Annotated in this window: 17 protein-coding genes; 11 read left to right on the top strand and 6 right to left on the bottom strand. The window is 72.9% G+C overall.

The window, feature by feature from the left end:
- Positions 1–15: 15 nt before the first annotated feature.
- On the top strand, positions 16–699 hold the full coding sequence (locus tag BN6_RS33745; RefSeq protein WP_041318988.1) for an HAD family hydrolase: 684 nt from the start codon (positions 16–18) through the stop codon (positions 697–699).
- Positions 700–794: 95 nt separating this feature from the next.
- Here the strand turns inward: BN6_RS33745 and BN6_RS33750 are convergent, their stop codons facing one another.
- Positions 795–2,540 carry a proline--tRNA ligase gene (locus tag BN6_RS33750; protein WP_041315039.1) on the bottom strand — a complete coding sequence of 582 codons (1,746 nt, stop codon included), beginning with the start codon at positions 2,538–2,540 and terminating at the stop codon, positions 795–797.
- 275 nt (positions 2,541–2,815) lie between these two features.
- Here BN6_RS33750 and BN6_RS33755 point away from each other — a divergent pair, with 275 nt between their 5' ends.
- Together BN6_RS33755 and yaaA are read left to right on the top strand one after the other, a co-directional pair.
- Positions 2,816–3,166: a VOC family protein gene (locus BN6_RS33755; RefSeq protein WP_041315042.1), complete on the top strand. Its 351-nt coding sequence runs from the start codon at positions 2,816–2,818 to the stop codon at positions 3,164–3,166.
- A gap of 35 nt (positions 3,167–3,201) precedes the next feature.
- Positions 3,202–3,933, top strand: coding sequence for a peroxide stress protein YaaA (yaaA, locus tag BN6_RS33760; RefSeq protein ID WP_015104346.1), 732 nt, complete (start codon positions 3,202–3,204; stop codon positions 3,931–3,933).
- Positions 3,934–3,963: 30 nt separating this feature from the next.
- Here yaaA and BN6_RS33765 read toward each other — a convergent pair whose 3' ends face one another.
- Positions 3,964–4,233, bottom strand: coding sequence for a hypothetical protein (locus BN6_RS33765; protein ID WP_015104347.1), 270 nt, complete (start codon positions 4,231–4,233; stop codon positions 3,964–3,966).
- Between the two features lie 86 nt (positions 4,234–4,319).
- On the opposite strand from BN6_RS33765, the gene BN6_RS33770 reads away from it, so the two are divergent.
- From BN6_RS33770 to BN6_RS33780, 3 genes are all read left to right on the top strand, one after another.
- Complete coding sequence (locus BN6_RS33770; RefSeq protein ID WP_015104348.1) at positions 4,320–5,252, top strand: GlxA family transcriptional regulator; 933 nt, start codon at positions 4,320–4,322, stop codon at positions 5,250–5,252.
- A gap of 77 nt (positions 5,253–5,329) precedes the next feature.
- On the top strand, positions 5,330–5,866 hold the full coding sequence (locus tag BN6_RS33775; protein WP_015104349.1) for a hypothetical protein: 537 nt from the start codon (positions 5,330–5,332) through the stop codon (positions 5,864–5,866).
- A gap of 281 nt (positions 5,867–6,147) precedes the next feature.
- A complete protein-coding gene (locus BN6_RS33780) occupies positions 6,148–7,131 on the top strand; it encodes a serine protein kinase RIO (protein WP_015104350.1) in 984 nt (327 codons plus the stop codon).
- Positions 7,132–7,347: 216 nt separating this feature from the next.
- Here BN6_RS33780 and BN6_RS33785 read toward each other — a convergent pair whose 3' ends face one another.
- On the bottom strand, positions 7,348–7,878 hold the full coding sequence (locus tag BN6_RS33785; RefSeq protein WP_015104351.1) for a TetR/AcrR family transcriptional regulator: 531 nt from the start codon (positions 7,876–7,878) through the stop codon (positions 7,348–7,350).
- Positions 7,879–7,904: 26 nt separating this feature from the next.
- Between BN6_RS33785 and BN6_RS33790 the strand changes: the two genes are divergently transcribed.
- The 3 genes from BN6_RS33790 to BN6_RS33800 all read left to right on the top strand — a co-directional run bounded on the left by BN6_RS33790 (position 7,905) and on the right by BN6_RS33800 (position 13,294).
- Entirely contained in the window at positions 7,905–8,396 is a 492-nt protein-coding gene (locus tag BN6_RS33790) for an HXXEE domain-containing protein (protein ID WP_015104352.1), read from the top strand.
- A 181-nt stretch (positions 8,397–8,577) separates the two neighbouring features.
- On the top strand, positions 8,578–10,062 hold the full coding sequence (locus tag BN6_RS33795) for a DEAD/DEAH box helicase (RefSeq protein WP_015104353.1): 1,485 nt from the start codon (positions 8,578–8,580) through the stop codon (positions 10,060–10,062).
- A gap of 418 nt (positions 10,063–10,480) precedes the next feature.
- Positions 10,481–13,294: an AfsR/SARP family transcriptional regulator gene (locus BN6_RS33800; RefSeq protein WP_015104354.1), complete on the top strand. Its 2,814-nt coding sequence runs from the start codon at positions 10,481–10,483 to the stop codon at positions 13,292–13,294.
- A gap of 11 nt (positions 13,295–13,305) precedes the next feature.
- On the opposite strand, the gene BN6_RS33805 is transcribed toward BN6_RS33800, so the two are convergent.
- Positions 13,306–14,313: an epoxyqueuosine reductase gene (locus BN6_RS33805; RefSeq protein ID WP_015104355.1), complete on the bottom strand. Its 1,008-nt coding sequence runs from the start codon at positions 14,311–14,313 to the stop codon at positions 13,306–13,308.
- Positions 14,314–14,392: 79 nt separating this feature from the next.
- Here BN6_RS33805 and BN6_RS33810 point away from each other — a divergent pair, with 79 nt between their 5' ends.
- Positions 14,393–14,845, top strand: a complete 453-nt coding sequence (locus BN6_RS33810; RefSeq protein WP_041315045.1) for a winged helix-turn-helix transcriptional regulator — start codon at positions 14,393–14,395, stop codon at positions 14,843–14,845.
- A gap of 53 nt (positions 14,846–14,898) precedes the next feature.
- Here the strand turns inward: BN6_RS33810 and BN6_RS49855 are convergent, their stop codons facing one another.
- Positions 14,899–15,783, bottom strand: coding sequence for an ArsR/SmtB family transcription factor (locus BN6_RS49855; protein ID WP_269454297.1), 885 nt, complete (start codon positions 15,781–15,783; stop codon positions 14,899–14,901).
- Positions 15,784–15,880: 97 nt separating this feature from the next.
- On the opposite strand from BN6_RS49855, the gene BN6_RS33820 reads away from it, so the two are divergent.
- The gene (locus BN6_RS33820; protein ID WP_051075836.1) at positions 15,881–16,822 is read left to right on the top strand and encodes a hypothetical protein; all 942 of its coding nucleotides are present in this window, start codon (positions 15,881–15,883) and stop codon (positions 16,820–16,822) included.
- Here the strand turns inward: BN6_RS33820 and cobA are convergent.
- Positions 16,767–17,984 (bottom strand): uroporphyrinogen-III C-methyltransferase, encoded by a 1,218-nt coding sequence (gene cobA / locus BN6_RS33825; RefSeq protein ID WP_041315048.1) that lies wholly within the window; start codon positions 17,982–17,984, stop codon positions 16,767–16,769. The two genes, BN6_RS33820 and cobA, sit on opposite strands and share 56 nt — an antisense overlap.
- Positions 17,985–18,017: the final 33 nt, after the last annotated feature.

The raw sequence follows: 18,017 nt of genomic DNA on the forward strand, positions 1-18,017 counted from the left end.
AACACCGCCGCCGCTGTGGACACCTTGGTCCTGTGGGACATCGACCTCACCCTGATCGACGCGCGCGGCCTGGGCCACACCTGGTACCGCACCGCGCTGCACGCCGTGGCCGGGCTGGAACTCGTGCACACGCCGAGCTTCCCCGGCCGCACCGAGCGCGCGATCACCCAGGAACTGCTGCTGGCGCACGACTTGGAGCCGACCGAGGAGCTGATCTCCCGGCTGCACACCGAGCTGATCGACGTGGCGACCAGGGAGCACACCGAGCTGCCAACGCACGGCCACGCGCTGCCCGGCGCGGCCGAGGCCCTGGAGGCGTTGGCGCGCCAGGAGAACGTGGTGCAGTCGCTGGTCACCGGCAACCTGGTGGAGATCGCCCGGTTCAAGCTCGCCGCGTTCGACCTGCACCACCACGTCGACTTCGAGATCGGCGGCTACGGCACCGTGTCCGAGCACCGGCCGGCCCTCGTGCTGGACGCCGTGCGGCGGGCGTCGGCCAAGCACGGCAAGGACTTCTCGGCGGTCGTCATCGGCGACACCCCGCACGACGTCCACGCCGCCCTGCACCACGGCGCTTTCGCCATCGGCGTCGCCACCGGCCGCAGCACCGCCGACGAACTCCGCGACTCCGGGGCGCACATCGTCCTGGCCGACCTCTCGGACACTTCCGCTGTCCTCTCAGCGGTCTTGCACCGCTAGTCCCAGCCGGCTGCTCCACCCACCCAACGCAAAACGGGGCCCGACACAAACCGGGCCCCGCCTCGCCACACTGTCACACCAGCCGCGCTCTCACATCAGCCGCGCACAACGTCCAGCAGGTGCTGCACCGCGTCCGCCACCGCGACCTCCACCCGCTCGCCCGACCGGCGGTCCTTGACCTCGACCAGACCGTTCGCCAGCCCGCGCCCCACCACCAGGATGGTCGGCACGCCGATCAGCTCGGCGTCGGCGAACTTCACGCCGGGGCTGGCCTTGCGGTCGTCCAGCAGCACCTTGAGCCCGGCCGCCGACAGCTCGCCTGCGAGCCGCTCGCCGCCCGCCAGCAGGGTCTCGTCCTTGCCCGCCACCACCACGTGCACGTCCGCCGGCGCGACGTTGCGGGGCCAGATCAGGCCGCGGTCGTCGTGGCTCTGCTCGGCGATCGCCGCCACCAGGCGGGACACGCCGATGCCGTAGGAGCCCATGGTGATCCGGACCGGCCGGCTGTCCGGACCCAGCGCGTCCAGCGAGAACGCGTCCGCGTACTTGCGGCCCAGCTGGAAGATGTGGCCGATCTCGATGCCACGCGCGGCGACCAGCACGCCCTGACCGTCCGGCGACGGGTCGCCCTCGCGCACCTCGGCCACGTCGATCGTGCCGTCGGGGGTGAAGTCGCGGCCCTGCACCAGGTCCACCACGTGGTGGTCGGCCTTGTCCGCGCCGGTCACCCACGCCGTGCCGCGCACCACGCGCGGGTCGACCAGGTAGCGCACGCCGTTGGCCTGGAGCGCGGCCGGGCCGATGTAGCCCTTGACCAGGAACGCGTTCTTCGCGAAGTCGGACTCCTCCAGCATCGCCACCTCGGCGGGCTCGACGGCCGCCTCCAGGCGCTTGAAGTCCACCTCGCGGTCGCCGGGCAGGCCGATGGCCAGCAGCTCCGGGCCCTTGCCCGGGGCGATGAGCTTGACCAGGACGTTCTTCAGCGTGTCGGCCGCGGTGAAGGTCCGGCCCAGGCCCGCGCCGTTGAGGAACGCGACCAGCGACTCGATGGTCGGCGTGTCGGGCGTGTGGTGGACCTGCGCCGCGGGCTTGTCCTCGACCGACTGCTCGGCGGGCGGGGTCGTGGTCACCGCCTCGACGTTGGCCGCGTAGTCCGACTCGGTGCTGCGCACGAAGGTGTCCTCGCCGGTCGGCGCGACGGCCAGGAACTCCTCCGACGCCGACCCGCCCATCGCGCCGGACGTCGCCGCCACGATCACGTAGTCCATGCCCAGCCGGTCGAAGATCCGGATGTAGGCGTCCCGGTGCTTGCCGTAGGACTCCGACAGGCCCTCGTCGGTGAGGTCGAAGGAGTACGAGTCCTTCATGAGGAACTCGCGGCCGCGCAGGATGCCCGCGCGGGGGCGCGCCTCGTCGCGGTACTTGGTCTGGATCTGGTAGAGCGTGACCGGGTAGTCCTTGTACGACGAGTACTCGCCCTTCACGGTGAGCGCGAACAGCTCCTCGTGGGTGGGCCCGAGCAGGTAGTCCGCGCCCTTGCGGTCCTTGAGCCGGAAGAGGTTCGGGCCGTACTCGGTCCACCGGTCGGTGGCCTCGTAGGGCTCCTTCGGCAGCAGCGCGGGGAACTGGATCTCCTGCGCGCCGAAGGCGTCCATCTCCTCGCGCACGACCCGCTCGACGTTGCGCAACACCCGCAGGCCCAGCGGCAGCCACGAGTACCCGCCCGGTGCGACGCGGCGGACGTAGCCGGCGCGGACCAACAGCTTGTGGCTGGGTACTTCGGCGTCGGCCGGATCCTCGCGCAAGGTGCGCAGGAACAGCGACGACATCCTCGTGATCACGGTGGGTGCTCCTCGTGGGGCCGGTTGTCCCACGAAGGGTAGTGAACCCCGTCCCACCAGTTCCAACGGGTTCCTGCGCGCTTTTCGTCCCCCCACCACCGACACACCACCGACCAGGCCACCGACCCTGCCATCGACACCGCCGCGCGCCACGCTCCGCACGCGGGACCACCACCCCCCGCCCCAGGCCGCCGAAGTCCCCACATCGGCACGTCCGAGCAGGTCACAGCCTCACCGACGGCGGATTGTCGGTGGGCGGGGCTACCTTCCCGGACATGACGCTGACGATCGGCATGATCACCATCGACACCGCGGACCCGCACAAGCTCGCGGAGTTCTGGACCAAGGCGCTGGACACCGAGGTGCGGCACGACTGGGGCGAGTTCCTCATCATCGGCCCCGCCGTCGAGGGCGGCCTGCAACTGGGCCTGCAACGGGCGGACGACATCGCCCCCGGCAAGAACCGGGTGCACTTCGACGCGCACGTGCCCGACCGGGCCGCCGAGGTGGCCAGACTCGTGGAGCTGGGGGCGACCGAGGTGGCCGAGCACACCGTGCCGGGCCTGACCTGGACCGTGCTGGCCGACCCGGACGGCAACCAGTTCTGCGTGGGTCAACCGGGCTGAGCGCCGGCCGGCGGCACGGCCTAGGCTCCCGGTCCGTGCTGGTACTGCTCCCCCCGTCGGAGACCAAGGCGATCGGCGGCGCGGGCGCGCCGCTGGACCTCGACCTGCTCACGCGCCCCGAGCTGAACCCGGTCCGCGCGAAGCTGGTCGACGCCCTGGTCGACCTGGCCGCCGACGTGCCCGCGAGCCTGGCCGTGCTGGGCCTGTCCGAGCGGCAGGAGGCCGAGGTCGCGCGCAACGCCGAGCTGCGCACCGCGCCGACCATGCCGGCGCTGGAGCGCTACACCGGCGTGCTCTACGACAACCTCGACCTCAAGACCCTCACCAAGGCCGAACGCTCCCGCGCCGCCGGTCGGCTGGCGGTCGCGTCCGCCCTGTTCGGGATCGTGCACGGCGGCGACCCGATCCCGGCCTACCGGCTCTCCGGTGGCAGCGTGCTGCCCGCGACCGGCCCGCTGGGCTCGCTCTGGCGACCCGTGCTCACGCCCGCCCTGGCCGACACCCCGGTGATCGACCTGCGGTCGGCGCCCTACAGCTCGCTGGCGAAGGTCCCGCACGCCATCACGGTCCGGGTGGTCACCGAGGACCCGAGGGGGCGGCGGCAGGCGGTCAGCCACTTCAACAAGGCCCACAAGGGCCTGCTCGCGCGGGCCATCGTGCGGTCCCGCGCCGAGGTGGGATCGGTCCGCTCCCTGGTCAAGATCGCCGCCGCCGGCGGTCTCCGGCTGGAGCCCACCGGCGAGCGCGCGCTCGACCTGATCGTCTGATCCCCTCTTCCGCGCCTTCACACCCACCGATCACGTCTGCGCCCGGACACCCGCGCACACATCACCCACGCACCCCGCTGACACCGAGCGGACGGTGAGGGGCGTCTTGGCGCGGGGCCGGTCGGCCACCGCCGCCTCCCTGACCGCGTGCAGTTCGGTCCGCACGCGAGCCAGGTCGCGGTCCTCGACGTCGTGGCTGCCCGCGAGCCGGGACCCGAGGCGGGCGTCGCGGTGGTGGTTGCGCTCCAGTCCGTAGACCACGAGCGCCAGGACGGTCAGTACGACAAGCAGTGCGGTCATGGCGCCAACTATGCGACCCGCAACATACTGCCACAATTGGCAGTTCTGCCGTTGTCCGTCAAGATCCTGCCAGCTATCCTCGGACCATGCTCACCTCCGTGGCCGTGCCCGTGATCGAGGGACTGGCACCGTTCGAGTTCGGTGTGATCTGCGAGGTCTTCGGGATCGACCGCACCGAGGAGGACGTGCCGCTGATCGACTTCAAGGTGTGCGGCGAGCACCCCGGCCGGCCGGTCCGCACGAACGTCGGCGCGTCCTTGGTGCCCGACCACGGCTTCGACGCGCTGCTGTCCGCCGACCTGGTGGCCGTCCCGGCGTTCGCGATCCGCGACGGCTACCCGCCGGCCCTGCTCGACGCGCTGCGCCGGGCGTCCACCGTGCTGTCGGTGTGCAGCGGGTCGTTCGCGCTCGGCGCGGCCGGCCTGCTGGACGGCCGGCGGTGCACCACCCACTGGCGGCACGCCGACGAGCTGTCGGCCCGCTTCCCGCTCGCCCACGTCGACCCGGACGTGCTGTTCGTGGACGAGGGCGACCTGATCACCAGCGCCGGCACGGCGGCCGGCATCGACGCGTGCCTGCACCTGGTCCGCCGCGAACTCGGCTCCACCATCGCGACCACCATCGCCCGGCGGATGGTCGTCGCCCCGCAGCGCGACGGCGGCCAGCGCCAGTTCATCCAGCCCACCGCCATTCAGGCCGACAGCCTCCAGCCGACGCTCGCGTGGATGCTGGACGCGCTCGACACAGAGCACTCCGTGGCCGGTCTCGCTGAGCACGCGCGGATGTCCGAACGCACCTTCGCCCGCCGGTTCGCCGCCGAGACCGGCACCACCCCGCACCGCTGGCTGACCACTCAACGGGTGTTGCGCGCGCGTCAACTGCTGGAGGAGACGGAACTGGGCGTGGAGACCATCGCCCACCGATGCGGTTTCGGCACAGCCGCGTTGATGCGGCACCACTTCACCGCGGTGGTCGGCTTGTCCCCCAAGGACTATCGGCGGTCTTTCGCTCACCGGTAACCAGTCGGGAGCCGCCAAAAGCGTGACTCAGCGCAGTGATTTGTCACCTCGCGTGATGCTCCTGCCACAATGCCGGAGTGAGTCCCGACACATCCGGCGATTCCGCCGCCGAAATCAACGCACCGGGCACTTCCGACGAGCACGCGGTCACGCCCGCGACCCTCCGCGACCTGACCGACGACCTCGACGCGGGCGACTTGGACGCGCCGGAGACCTTGAAGCAGGTGTGGGCCGGTCTGTGCGTCGCGCGGCTGCTCGGCCTGCGCCTGGCGGCGACCGGGCTGTCCCGGCTCCAGGGCAACGCCGAGTCCGTGGAGCACCAGCTGGCCGGCGACCTGGCCACCACCGCCACGTTCGCGCACGACCGGCTCGCCCTGCCCTCGCCCGCCTCCCCCGAACCGCTGGCCGCCGACCAGGTGGACGACGCCCTGGAAGCGCTGATCGCGTTCAGCGCCACCGCGCGCCGCCGGATGCTCGCCACCGCCCGCCTGGCCACCCAGTGGCACGACGAGCGCGTGCTGCGGCACGACTCGCTGGTCATGGGCGAACTCGCCGCCGCCTGGCTGGGCCACCGCACCAGCTACCGGCTGGACCGCCGACCCGAAGCCCCCTGACCCGACTTCACCAGCGCCTTCACCAGCGCCTTCACCCACGCACGAACCCGAGCACGACCCGGGCGCGGAAATTCGGTTGCGCCGAACCGGAGCGACCCGGCAAGCTCGTCGTCGCAAGCGTTGCAGCGCCGGCTCAGAGCGGCGGAGACAGAGGAGGTGCCCCGATGGCTACAGCTGTCCGGGACGTGGCACCGACCCGTCCTCCCGCCCCGACTGCCTAGCGCGCCGACCACACGCGCCGGTGGGGCGGATCCTCCTTCTCTTCTCCTGGAGCCCACCCAGTGCGCAAGCACGAGCGTCTTTCCGACCGTGACGACGAATTCGACTCTTCTTTCGAGCACGCCAACGACCTGAACTGGCGCGCCAAGCGCCGCGGCAACCGCGACGACGACGAGCCCGCGCCCACCCGGCGCGGCCGGCTCACCGAGGACGCCCGCGACCAGCTCGCCCAGTTGCGCGAGGACGCGGAGATCGCCGACGTGCCCGACGGGGCCGACCGGTGGTCGACCTGGGACGCCGCCGACCACGGCCCCAAGCCGTGGCCCGAGTGGCTGATCCCCGACCTGTCCGCGGTGGACCGCGAGCTCGGCATCGTGAAGACCGGCAAGGAAGCCGACGTCTTCCTGCTGGAGCGGTCGCTGCCCGGCAGCGACCGGGCCTGCCTGCTCGCGGCCAAGCGGTACCGCAGCAACGACCACCGGATGTTCCACCGCGACGCCGGGTACCTCGAAGGCCGCCGGATGCGGCGCTCCCGCGAGCAGCGGGCCGTCGAGAACCGGACGTCGTTCGGGCGCAACCTGATCGCCGAGCAGTGGGCGGTCGCGGAGTTCGCCGCGCTGTCCACCCTGTGGCAGCTGGGCGCGCCCGTGCCCTACCCGGTGTCGCGGGCCGGCACCGAACTGCTGCTGGAGTTCGTCGGCACGGACGGCGCGGCCGCACCCCGGCTGGCGCAGCTGCGGCCGGAGCCGGACGAGCTGCTGGACCTGTGGCGGCAGCTGGTCGACGCGGTGAACCTGCTCGCCTCGGCGGGCCTGGCGCACGGCGACCTGTCGGCGTTCAACCTGATGGTGCACGACGGGCGGCTGGTCGTGATCGACCTGCCGCAGGTGGTGGACCTGGTGGCCAACCCGCGCGGCGCGGAGTTCCTCGAACGGGACGTCCGCAACGTCGCGGGCTGGTTCACCTCGCGCGGCCTCGCGCCGGAGATCGCCGAACCGCTCGACCTCGTCGAGATGCTGCTCGACACAGCCGGCATGACCCGCTGAACCACCACACACCACACCACACCGCACCACCCACCACCGCACCACCGCACCACCGCACCACCGCACCACCGCACCACCGCACCACCGCACCACCGCACCACCGCACCACCGCACCACCGCACCACCGCACCACCGCACCACGAACGCACTACGCGAACGCAGGACCGAGCACACGCCACACCGCCGCCGCGCGTCGATCCTCGACGCGCGGCGGTTTCAGTTCTGGCTGAACAACGGCCACACCGCGTCGAACACGGTCTCCGCCGACCGGGGCCGGTCGGTCGCCAGCCAGTGGTAGACCAGCGGCCCGAACAGCAGGTCGCGGACCAGTTCCGGGTCGGTGTCGGGCCGCAGTTCTCCGCGTGCGATCCCGCGCCGCACCACGCCGTCGACCAGCGCGTGCCGCCCGGCGAGGAAGCCGTCGAGCAGGCCGGGGACCCGCCGGGCCTCGGCGTGCACCGCCAGCACCACCCACGACAAGCCACTGACCAGCGCGTTCGCGAGTACCAGCAGGTCTTCGCGGGTGCTGCCGGTGTCCGGGTCCGCCAGCGGGACGCGGTTGGCGACGACGTGCGCGACCAGGTGCAGCTTGGTCGGCCACCGCCGGTACAGGGTGGGCCTGCTCACCCCCGCCCGCGAGGCGACCGCGTCGAGCGTCAGCGCGTCGAAGCCGACCTCCTCCAGCAGGGTGACGGTGGCCGCGGCGAGCGCGCGGTCGATCTCGGTGCTCCGAGGACGTCCAGACATGCGTTACATGATGTAACGTAAGTGCCATGGTCAGCAAGAAGGTCACCTGGGGACTGCTCGCCGCGTGGGTCGTGCACGACATCGAGGAACTGGTCACCATGCCGGGCTGGACCCGCAGGAATCGGGTGGTGCCCACCACTTCCCCCGCCGAAGCCACGATCGCGATCGGCGTCGTCGGCGCGGTGATCGCCGCCGCTTCCGCCGCGGGAGCCCGCACCGACGGCCGTTCGCCGTTCTTCCAGGCCGTGCTGACCGGGTTCGGGGTGCACTCGATCACCCACGTGCTGGCGAGTGCCGTTTTCCGCGGGTACACCCCCGGCCTGATCACCGCGCCGACCGTCGTCGCCCCTTTTTCACTCTGGGCAGCCCACCGGCTGCGCCGCGGAGGAATCCGCCTGGACCCCTCCCCACGTGCGCTTATCTGGTTCCCGATCACGATCGGAGCAGCGCACGGCATCGCCCACCTCACCACCCGTGTGCGCGATTACACCTCCAGGGTGCGTGAGCCGGCCCGTTGATCGGCTAGACTGAGTGGTGCATCGCCCGGAGGCGCAACAACCGTTCGCGGCCCCAGACCCGGCAGGGCGGCGGTGCTCCCAACCACTATCGGCGCAAGCAGCGCCGGGCCCGTCCTTGCGATTAGCGCCTGCGCCAAAGGCAGAAGCGATCCCCGAGACGTGCCTTGTCCCGGAGGTTTCTTTGCCCCCCACGTCCCAAAGCCGTTCCGAGCGCCCGCAGTTCCGCAAGACGCGTGGCAGGCGCCCCGCCGGCCAGGGCAGCCGTCGTCCCCAGCAGGAGCTGGAGACGACCGTTCCGGACCACGTCGAGAGCACGCTGCCCGAGGGCCCGCTGCCCTCGTTCGCCGAGCTCGGCCTGGCCGATGAGCTCCTGCGGGCGCTCACCCAGGCGGGTATCAACGACCCGTTCCCGATCCAGGCCGCGACGCTGCCCGACGCGCTCGCGGGCCGGGACGTGCTCGGCCGCGGCCAGACCGGCTCCGGCAAGACGCTCGCGTTCGGGCTGGCGCTGCTGTCCCGCCTCGCGGGCGGCCGGGCCAAGCCGTTGAAGCCGCGCGCGCTGGTGCTCGTGCCCACGCGCGAACTGGCCATGCAGGTCGAAGAGGCGCTCTCGCCGTTCGCCCGCTCGCTCGGCCTGTGGTGCCGCACGGTCGTCGGCGGCACGTCGTTCCCGCGCCAGATCGACGCGCTCCGGCGCGGTGTCGACCTGCTCATCGCCACGCCCGGTCGGCTCTCCGACCACGTGCGGCAGGGCACGGCCGACCTGTCCGAGGTCATGTTCAGCGCGCTGGACGAGGCCGACCAGATGGCCGACATGGGCTTCATGCCCCAGGTCCGCGCCATCCTCGACCTGACCCCGCAGGACGGTCAGCGGCTGCTGTTCTCGGCCACGCTCGACGGCGACGTCGACAAGCTGGTCCGGCAGTACCTGCACGACCCGGTGGTCCACTCGGTCGCGCCGCCCACGGGCAGCGTCACCACGATGGAGCACCACCTGCTGTTCGTGTCCGCCGAGGACAAGCAGTCGGTGGTGACCGAGGTCGCCGCGCGCGAGGGCCGCACGATCATGTTCGTGCGCACCAAGCACCACGTCGACCGGTTGACCAAGAAGCTGCGGTCGATGGGCGTCCACGCGGGAGCCCTGCACGGCGGCAAGGCGCAGAGCGCCCGCACCCGCGTGCTCGGGCAGTTCCGCGAGGGCACCATGCCCGTGCTGATCGCCACGGACGTCGCCGCGCGCGGCATCCACGTGGACGACGTCAGCCTGGTCGTGCACGTCGACCCGCCGGCCGACCCGAAGGACTACCTGCACCGGGCCGGGCGCACCGCGCGGGCCGGGCAGTCCGGCACGGTGGTCACCCTGGTCACCCACGACCAGCGGCGCGCCGTGCAGGGCCTGACGGCACGGGCGGGCATCCGCCCGGAGTCCACGAAGGTCCGTCCGGGCGACGAGGACCTGATCCGGATCACCGGTGCCCGCACGCCCAGCGGCATCCCGGTGGCCGAGCCCGAGATCCCGGTGCGCGCTGCCCGTCGTGGTGGCGGTGCCCCGCGCCGCGCCGGCGGCGGCCAGTTCCGCGGCGGTCGTTCCGACCGCTCGGACCGCTCCGACAACGGCCGTGACCGCGAACGAGGCGGCCGGCCGCGCCGCGTGGCGCAGCACTGAGCGCACCACACGACAGATCGCCGAACGTCGAACCGCCCGCCCCCGCACTTCGGGGGCGGGCGGTTCGACGTTCGGGCTTCGGCACGGTCGCGGGTCTGGCGTCGGCCGGCCGCCGACCACCGCACCACGTCGCCGGCAGGGTCGCGGCGGCGGTCACGACGCTCGGCAGAACGGCGAGCACGGGCACCCATGCGCTGTCGACTCCTTGCGCCACAACGTGTCTGTGCCTGCCTGAACGCGCCCGAAGCCACCCGGCGGAGGTCAGTCCACTCCAGAGTCGCCGCCGGCGGGGGCGTCGGCCCGGTTGTCGGCCCGGTTTCCGGACGTGTGGCGTTCCGGATCGGCGTCTCATCGTGTGAACCGGCGGTGTTGTGGCCGCGTCCGAGGGGCGAACCGGCTATTCAGGTCCGGGAGTGACATGGTGGAGATTCGACTGCTGGGCGAGGTCGCCGTGGTCGTGGCCGGGCGTCTGGTGGATCTGGGGCCGGCCAGGCAACGGTGCGTGTGGGCTGCGCTGGCCGTGGACGTCAACCACGTGGTGCCGGTGCGCCGCCTGGTCGAACGGGTCTGGGGCGAGGACGCGCCGGACCGGGTGCGGGCGACGCTGCTCAGCTACGTGTCGAGGCTGCGGCAGGCGCTGGCGGACGCGGACGGCGTGGCGCTGGTGCGCCGGTCGGGCGGCTACCTGCTCGCCGTGGACCAGTCGGCGGTCGACCTGTGCCGGTTCCGGGAGCTGTGGGCGCACGCCCGCGCCGCCGAGGACGCCGGTGCCGTCGCGCTGCTGAGCGAGGCGCTGGAGCTGTGGCGCGGTGAGCCGTTGACCGGCGTGGCCGGGCAGTGGGCCGAGGACGAGCGCGAGCGGCTGCGCCGGGAACGGCCGGCCGCCGAGCACGACCTGGTCGACGCCCGGCAGCGCACCGGCCGGGACGACGGCCTGGTGCCGCTGCTGGCCGCCCGGGTCGTCGAGCACCCGCTGGACGAGCGGGTCGCGGCGCAGTACCTGCTGGCGCTGCACCGCGCCGGCCGGTCGGCCGACGCGCTGGGCCACTACCGGCTCTTCCGCGCCCGGCTGGTCGAGGAGCTGGGCACCGACCCCGGCGGCCGGCTCCAGCAGCTGCACCAGCGCATCCTGGACGCCGACTCGACGTTGACCGTGACCACCCCAACCACCCCAACCACCCCGACCACCCAGTCCACATCGACCACACCGATCGACGGCGTGACCGCGGTGGTGGCGGTGCCCCGGCAGCTACCCGCCGCGCCGCCGCACTTCACCGGCCGCAACCCCGAGCTGGCCACGATCACCTCCCTGGTGGACGGCACGAGCGGCGGTCGCACCGTGGTGATCTCCGCGATCGCCGGCACGGGTGGTGTCGGCAAGACCTGGCTGGCCCTGACCTGGGCCAACCAGTGGGCCGAGCGGTTCCCGGGTGGGCAGCTGTTCGTGGACCTGCACGGGTTCAGCCCCACCGAGCAGCCCCTCACCCCCGACGCCGCGCTGTACGGGTTCCTCACCGCCCTGGGCACCTCCCCCGAGCGCATCCCGGTCGAGCTGGACACCCGGGCCGCGCTCTACCGCAGCCTGGTCGCCGACCGGCGGATGCTGATCGTGCTGGACAACGCGGCCACCTCCGACCAGGTCGAGCCCCTGCTGCCCGGCGGGCAGGCCAGCACCGTGCTGATCACCAGCCGGCGCACCCTGCACCGCCTGGTCACCCGGCACGGCGCGCACGGCCTCGGCCTCGACGTGCTCACCGACACCGAGGCGCACGCCCTGCTGGCGCACCGCCTGGGGCCCCGCCGGCTGACCGACGAACCGGCCGCCGCGTCCGACCTGCTCGCGTTCTGCCAGGGTTTCCCGCTCGCGCTGGGCATCCTCACCGCCCGCGCCCACACCGACCCCGACCTGCCGCTGGCGAACCTGGCCGCCGAACTGCGCGACCACGGCATCGACGCGCTGGACGACGCCGACCCGACCACCAGCCTGCCCGCCGTGCTGTCCTGGTCGCTGCGCGGTCTGACGCCCGACCAGCGGACCGTGTTCGCCCTGCTGGGCGTCGCGCCCGGCCCGGACATCGGCCTGCCCGCCGCCGCGAACCTCGCCGGCCTGCCCGAGCGCGAGACCCGCGCCGCCCTGCGGGCCCTGGTCGACGCGTCCCTGATCGACCTCGGGCCGGACGGCCGGTACGCGATGCACAACCTGGTCCGCGCCTACGCCACCGCCCACGCCCACACGTTGCCCGAGGACGTGCGGCTCGCGGCGCTGCGCCGGGTGGTCGACTTCTACCTGCACACCGCCGACGCGGCGGGCCACCTGACGGCCCCGCACACCGCGTCGATCCGGCCCGCGCCGCCCGCACCGGACGTGCGCCCGCACCCGTTGCCGGACCAGGTCTCCGCGATGGCCTGGCTGAACACCGAGCACCCGCACCTGCTCGCCGCCCAGCAGACCGCCGCCGCCCACCACCGCCACGACACCGTGTGGCACATCGCGCAGACCCTGTCCGCCCTGCACATGCGGCGGGGGCACGTCCACGACGACCTCGCCGTGTGGCAGGCCGCGCTGGACGCCGCCGCGCACCTCGCCGATCCCGCCAAGCAGATCCGCGCCCACCGCCGCACGGGCGTCGCCCTGACCCGGTTGGGCCGGCCGGAGGAGGCCGTCGACCACCTGCACCGGGCGCTGGCCCTGGCGGGGCGGCACCACGACACCGACCAGCAGGCGGGCGGCCACCTGGCGCTGGCCGGTGTCTGGGACCGGCTGGGCGACGCCCGCCAGGCCCTGGAGCACGCCGGGCGCGGCCTGGACCTGTTCCGCGCCCTCGACGAGCCGGTGCAGGTGGCGAACGCGTTGAACTCGGTCGGCTGGTACGCGGCCAGGCTGGGCGACCACGACACCGCCCGCGACCACTGCCAGGCGGCCCTGGCCCTGCACCGGCGGCACCAGGACCACCTCGGCGAGGCGCACACCCTGGACAGCCTGGGCTACCTCGCCCACCAGGCCGGCGACCACCGGGAGGCCGTCCGGCACTACGAGCAGGCGGTGACCCTGCGGCGGACGCTCGGCGACAGCTACGAGGTCGCCAACACCTTGGACAGCGCCGGCCACCCCTACGCCGCCCTCGGCGACCACGAACGGGCCCGCGCGGTGTGGCGGGAGGCGCTGGAGCTGTACCGGGTGCAGGGTCGGCACACCGACGCCGAACGCGTCCGCCGGCAACTGGGTGGGTGAGGTCACGCGATCTACAGGCCGTTGGACACGCGGCGGACGCGCTTGTGCGGGAAGCGCTTGCGCACGTGCTCCTCGGCGGGTGAGCCCGGCACCACGTACACCGGCTCCTCCTTGTCCTGCAACGGTTTCACCACCTCGGCCACGAACCCCTTGCGGTCGGCCAGGAACGGGCCGATGACGTCGGAGCCGGCCGGGCAGGCGGCCACGCAGTACGCCGCCTTGTAGTTGGGCTTGAACGCCAGGCTCTGCCACATCGACGCGGTCTCGGCCGGCGACACCCGGCTCCGGTAGTCCGCGCGGTCCGCGCTGTCCGCGACGGTCTCCACCCAGTCGGTGAACCCGCTCATGAACTCCCGGTAGTTGTGCGTGTAGCAGGCCGCGAAGTCGAACGACCCCTCCTTGCCGATCGCCCCGACCGGGCACGCCGCGACGCACAGCTTGCACTCCAGGCACGGGTTGAAGTCCACCGGGCCGGACGGCTCGTCCACGGCGAAGTCGACCACCACCGTCCCGAGCAGGATGAAGTTGCCGAACCTGGGGTGGATCACGTTGCGGTGGATGCCGATCCGGCCCAGCCCGGCCGCCTGCGCGACCAGCTTGTGCGAGATCACCCACCCGCGGCCCGGGAAGTCGTCCATCTCCTGCGGGAACGCCGACGCCGGGTGCACGACCCGGTGCCCCTCGTCCTGGAGCAGCCGCGCCAGCCGGTGGCCCACCTCGTCGGCGTCGCCCAACGCCTGGTGGAACTCGGTGTTCGCGATGCTGCGCAGCGGGCTGCGCACGTTGTCGCGGTTCATCCGCACGCAGAACGCCACGTAGGTCCGCGCTCCCGGCAGCGCTGTGCGGGCGTGCTCGACGTCCACCTCCAGCCCCGGCGTGTCGACCGGCACGAAGCCGACGTCGTCCGCGCCGGCCCGGAACGCCAGTTCCCGCAACCGCTCCGCCGCCACCACGGGCTCCGGCGGCCGCACCGGGTTGCCCCGGACCTCGCGGACCGTCGAATGGTCGTCGAGTCGCATGCCCTCTCCCCCTTCACGCCCTGAGTTTCAGAGAGCAACCTAGCCAGGCTGGGTTTTGTTTGGCAACCCAGTGGGTAGGATGGGGAACGTGGACGGCGTGGTGGTGGACAACGACGTGTGCTCGATCTCGCGAGCGCTGGGCGTGCTGGGCGAGCGGTGGTCGCTCCAGATCGTCCGGGACGTGTTCAACGGGGTCCGGCGGTTCGACGCGCTCCGGGACCACCTCGGCGTGGCCCGCAACGTGCTCACCACCCGCCTCCAGCACCTGGTCGACGCCGGCCTGCTGACCAGGGAGCCGTACCAGGAGTTCGGCAGCCGCGCCCGCTACGAGTACCGGCTGACCCCGGCCGGGCGCGAGCTGTGGCCGGTCCTGATGTCGCTGATGGCGTGGGGCGACCGGCACCTCAACGACGGCCGCCCACCCGTCGAGCACGAGCACCTCGGCTGCGGCGGCAAAGTCCACCTGACACCGGTCTGCGAACACGGCCACCCCGTCGACCCCGCCCACGAACTCGGCCTGCGCCGCACCTGAAGCCCGCGCCGCGAACCACCCGCCACGCCCGCCACCGACCACGACCCGAGCCGTTACGCCAGCAGCGCGTCAGCCCGTGCCGTGCGCATGTGCAGGACCGCCCGCCCGTCCCGCCGAGTGCTCACCAACCGCGCCCCGCGCAACACCCCGATGTGCTGCGACACCGCCCCCGCCGTGACGCCCAACCGGGTGGCCAGCTCGGTGGTCGACATCGGCGCGGCCAGCAGCACCAGCAGCGCCGCCCGTGTCTTCCCGATCAACGCCGCCAGCTCGTCCGGCGCGGCCGGTTCCGACTCCCACAAGGTCGCGATCCCCCGCGCCGGGTACCGCACCACCCCGGGCCCGACCGGGTCCGCCGCCGTCCACGCGCGGGGCCAGCAGAACACGCTGGGCGAGAGCACCAGGCCGTCCCGCGCCAGGTCCACCCGGTGCGGCCGGTCCGGACGCGAATCCCCGTACAGCACCAGCTCACCGTCGGCCCACGCCACCCCGGGGTGCAGGTCGGCGAACACCGCCCCGATCCCGCGGTCGGCGAGCACCGCGGCGCGCGCGTGCACGTCCGCTTCCAGCACCGCCACGATCCGCCGCCAGTGCGGAGCCACCAGCACCTCGTGGCAGGACCGCACGACGTCCGCCACCCGCGCCGGCAGGCCGACCAGCTCGGCCTCCAAATCGGGCATCCGGACGTCGGGCACGGGCATCAGCGCCGCCGGCTTCACCGGACCCGCCATCAGGTCCAGCAACACCGGCAGGTCGTCGATCGCCGCCAACCGCTCACGCGCCCACGCCACCCACGGCAGGTGCACGGCGTGCGCGCCGGGCACGCGCAGCCCGTCCACCGCCATCACCGTCTCGAACACCGGCGAGTAGGCGAACCGGACCTTCGCCAACCCCGCACCGGCCGGTCCCGCGCCGGTCAACCTGATCCGCACCGCCACCGGGCTGTCCCTCCTCCCGCCGTGGGGGCACACCCCACCACCGACCGGCCGGTGCACACCAGTGAGACACCTGCCGGAAACGCGCACGCTCTACCGCATGACGAAGACCTGGCACCGGCCCACGCTCTGGCTCGCCCGGGTGATGGCCGCGCTGACCCTGGTCGCCCTCGGCGGACTGCTGTTCGACGGTCGGGTGCTCCAGGGCTCTCCGGTGTGGCTCAAGCCGCTGAAGTTCGCCCTCTCGCTGACCCTCTACTCGGCCACCCTGTCCTGGATGCTGTCCTTGGCGCACAAGGGGAAGCGCTGGACGTCCGGCCTCGGCACGACCATCGCGGCCATCATGTTCGCCGACGTCGGCATGATCGTGGTGCAGGCCGCGCGCGGCACGTTCAGCCACTACAACACGAGCCAGGACTTCTGGAACGTGCTGACCCAGAACATGTTCAAGTACACGATCCCGGTGATGTTCCTGGCGAACGTGGCGCTGGCGGTCGTGCTGTCGTTCCAGAAGCTGCGCGACCGGCAGACGACCTGGGGCGTGCGCACCGGCCTGTACCTGGCGGTGCTCGGCATGGCCTCGGGCTACCTGATGGCCGGCCAGGGCAAGCGCGCCACCACCACCGACGCCACCGGCCACGAGATCGTGCTGCGCGGCGGGAACACCGTGGGCGCGCCGGACGGTGGCGAGCACATGCCGGTGACCGCGTGGAGCACCACGGGCGGGGACCTGCGCATCCCACACTTCTTCGGGATGCACGGCCTGCAGGTGATGATCCTGGTCGCGTTCGCCGTCACCGCCCTGGCGCTGAGCGAACGGGCCCGCGTGCGCCTGGTCGGCGTGGCCGCCGCCGGCTACACCGGGACGTTCGCGCTGCTGACCTGGCAGGCCATGCGCGGCGAGCCGCTGGTCCACCCGAGCACCCTCACCCTCGTGCTGTTCGCCGGGCTGGTCGCCCTCGTCGCCGCCGGTGTCGCGTGGACCGTCACGCTCGAAAAGGCAACTCCCGCGCCAGTCCGGCTACCGGTCCGACCACGATGATCGCCGGGGGGCGGATCCCGCGCTCCACCACGTCGTGCCCCAACGAGTCCAAAGTGGACTGGACGACGCGTTGCGCGCGGGTGCTGCCCTCCTGGATCACCGAGACCGGCGTGGCACCGGGCCGACCGGCCCGCAGCGCCGCCGCGAACGCGCCCGCCCGCTCGACACCCATCAGGATCACCACCGTGCCGCGCAGGCGGGCCAGCGCGTCCCAGTCCACCAGCGAGCGCTCGTCGTCCGGGGCCACGTGCCCGGACACCACGACCACCTCGTGCGCCACGCCCCGGTGCGTCACCGGCACGTCGGCCAGCGCGGGCACGCCGAACGCGCTGGTCACGCCGGGCACCACGGTGACCGGCACGCCCGCCTCGGCGCACGCGATCAGCTCCTCGAAGCCGCGGCCGAACACGTACGGGTCGCCGCCCTTGAGCCGCACCACGAACTTGCCGGCCTTGGCGTTGTCGACCAGCGTGGTGTTGATGAAGTCCTGGGTGGCGGCCCGCCCGTACGGGATCTTGGCCGCGTCCACCACCTCGACGTGCGGCGGCAGCTCGTCCAGCAGCTCCATCGGGGCCAGCCGGTCGGCCACCACGACGTCCGCGCGGGCCAGCAGCCGCCGGCCGCGCACGGTGATCAGGTCCGGGTCGCCGGGGCCGCCGCCGACCAGCGCCACCCCGGCCGGCTGGTCGTGCTGGTCGCTCAGCGACCCGTCGCGCAACGCCGCCAGCAGCCCGTCGCGCACCGCCGCCGAACGCCGGTGCTGCCCGCCCGCGAGCACGCCCAGCAGCAGCCCGTCGTGGCCGCCCACGGCCGGGGTCACCGCGGTGCCCTTCACCGCCACGTCCGCGCGCACGCAGAACACCCGCAGGTCGGTCGCGTCGGCGGTGATCCGGGCGTTCACCTCGGGGTCGGACGTGCAGGCCAGCACGTACCAGGCGCCGTCGAGGTCGCCGGGGGCGTAGCGGCGCTCGTGCCACACCGCGCCGCCGGCCTCCACGATGCCCTGGACCGCGGGCGTGACCTCGGGCGAGACGACCTCGACCAGCGCACCCGCCGCCACCAGGCGCGGCAGCCGGCGCTGGGCGACGGTCCCGCCGCCCACCACGACGACCTTCCGGCCGGCCAGGTCGAGGCCCACAAGGTAGTGCTGTTCACCGTGCATGGGTAGAAGCATCCACATCAGACATGCGGTGTC

The sequence above is a fragment of the Saccharothrix espanaensis DSM 44229 genome, from assembly GCF_000328705.1.
GTDB lineage: Bacteria > Actinomycetota > Actinomycetes > Mycobacteriales > Pseudonocardiaceae > Actinosynnema > Actinosynnema espanaense.

Bases quoted from the DNA above. Each gene is read 5' to 3' on its own strand.
- BN6_RS33755 (WP_041315042.1), top strand. From the start codon at position 2,816: ATGACGCTGACGATCGGCATGATCACCATCGACACCGCGGACCCGCAC.
- BN6_RS33765 (WP_015104347.1), bottom strand. From the start codon at position 4,233: ATGACCGCACTGCTTGTCGTACTGACCGTCCTGGCGCTCGTGGTCTAC.
- BN6_RS33770 (WP_015104348.1), top strand. From the start codon at position 4,320: ATGCTCACCTCCGTGGCCGTGCCCGTGATCGAGGGACTGGCACCGTTC.
- BN6_RS33785 (WP_015104351.1), bottom strand. From the start codon at position 7,878: ATGTCTGGACGTCCTCGGAGCACCGAGATCGACCGCGCGCTCGCCGCG.
- BN6_RS33790 (WP_015104352.1), top strand. From the start codon at position 7,905: ATGGTCAGCAAGAAGGTCACCTGGGGACTGCTCGCCGCGTGGGTCGTG.
- BN6_RS33800 (WP_015104354.1), top strand. From the start codon at position 10,481: ATGGTGGAGATTCGACTGCTGGGCGAGGTCGCCGTGGTCGTGGCCGGG.
- BN6_RS33805 (WP_015104355.1), bottom strand. From the start codon at position 14,313: ATGCGACTCGACGACCATTCGACGGTCCGCGAGGTCCGGGGCAACCCG.
- BN6_RS33810 (WP_041315045.1), top strand. From the start codon at position 14,393: ATGGGGAACGTGGACGGCGTGGTGGTGGACAACGACGTGTGCTCGATC.
- BN6_RS33820 (WP_051075836.1), top strand. From the start codon at position 15,881: ATGACGAAGACCTGGCACCGGCCCACGCTCTGGCTCGCCCGGGTGATG.
- cobA (WP_041315048.1), bottom strand. From the start codon at position 17,984: ATGCACGGTGAACAGCACTACCTTGTGGGCCTCGACCTGGCCGGCCGG.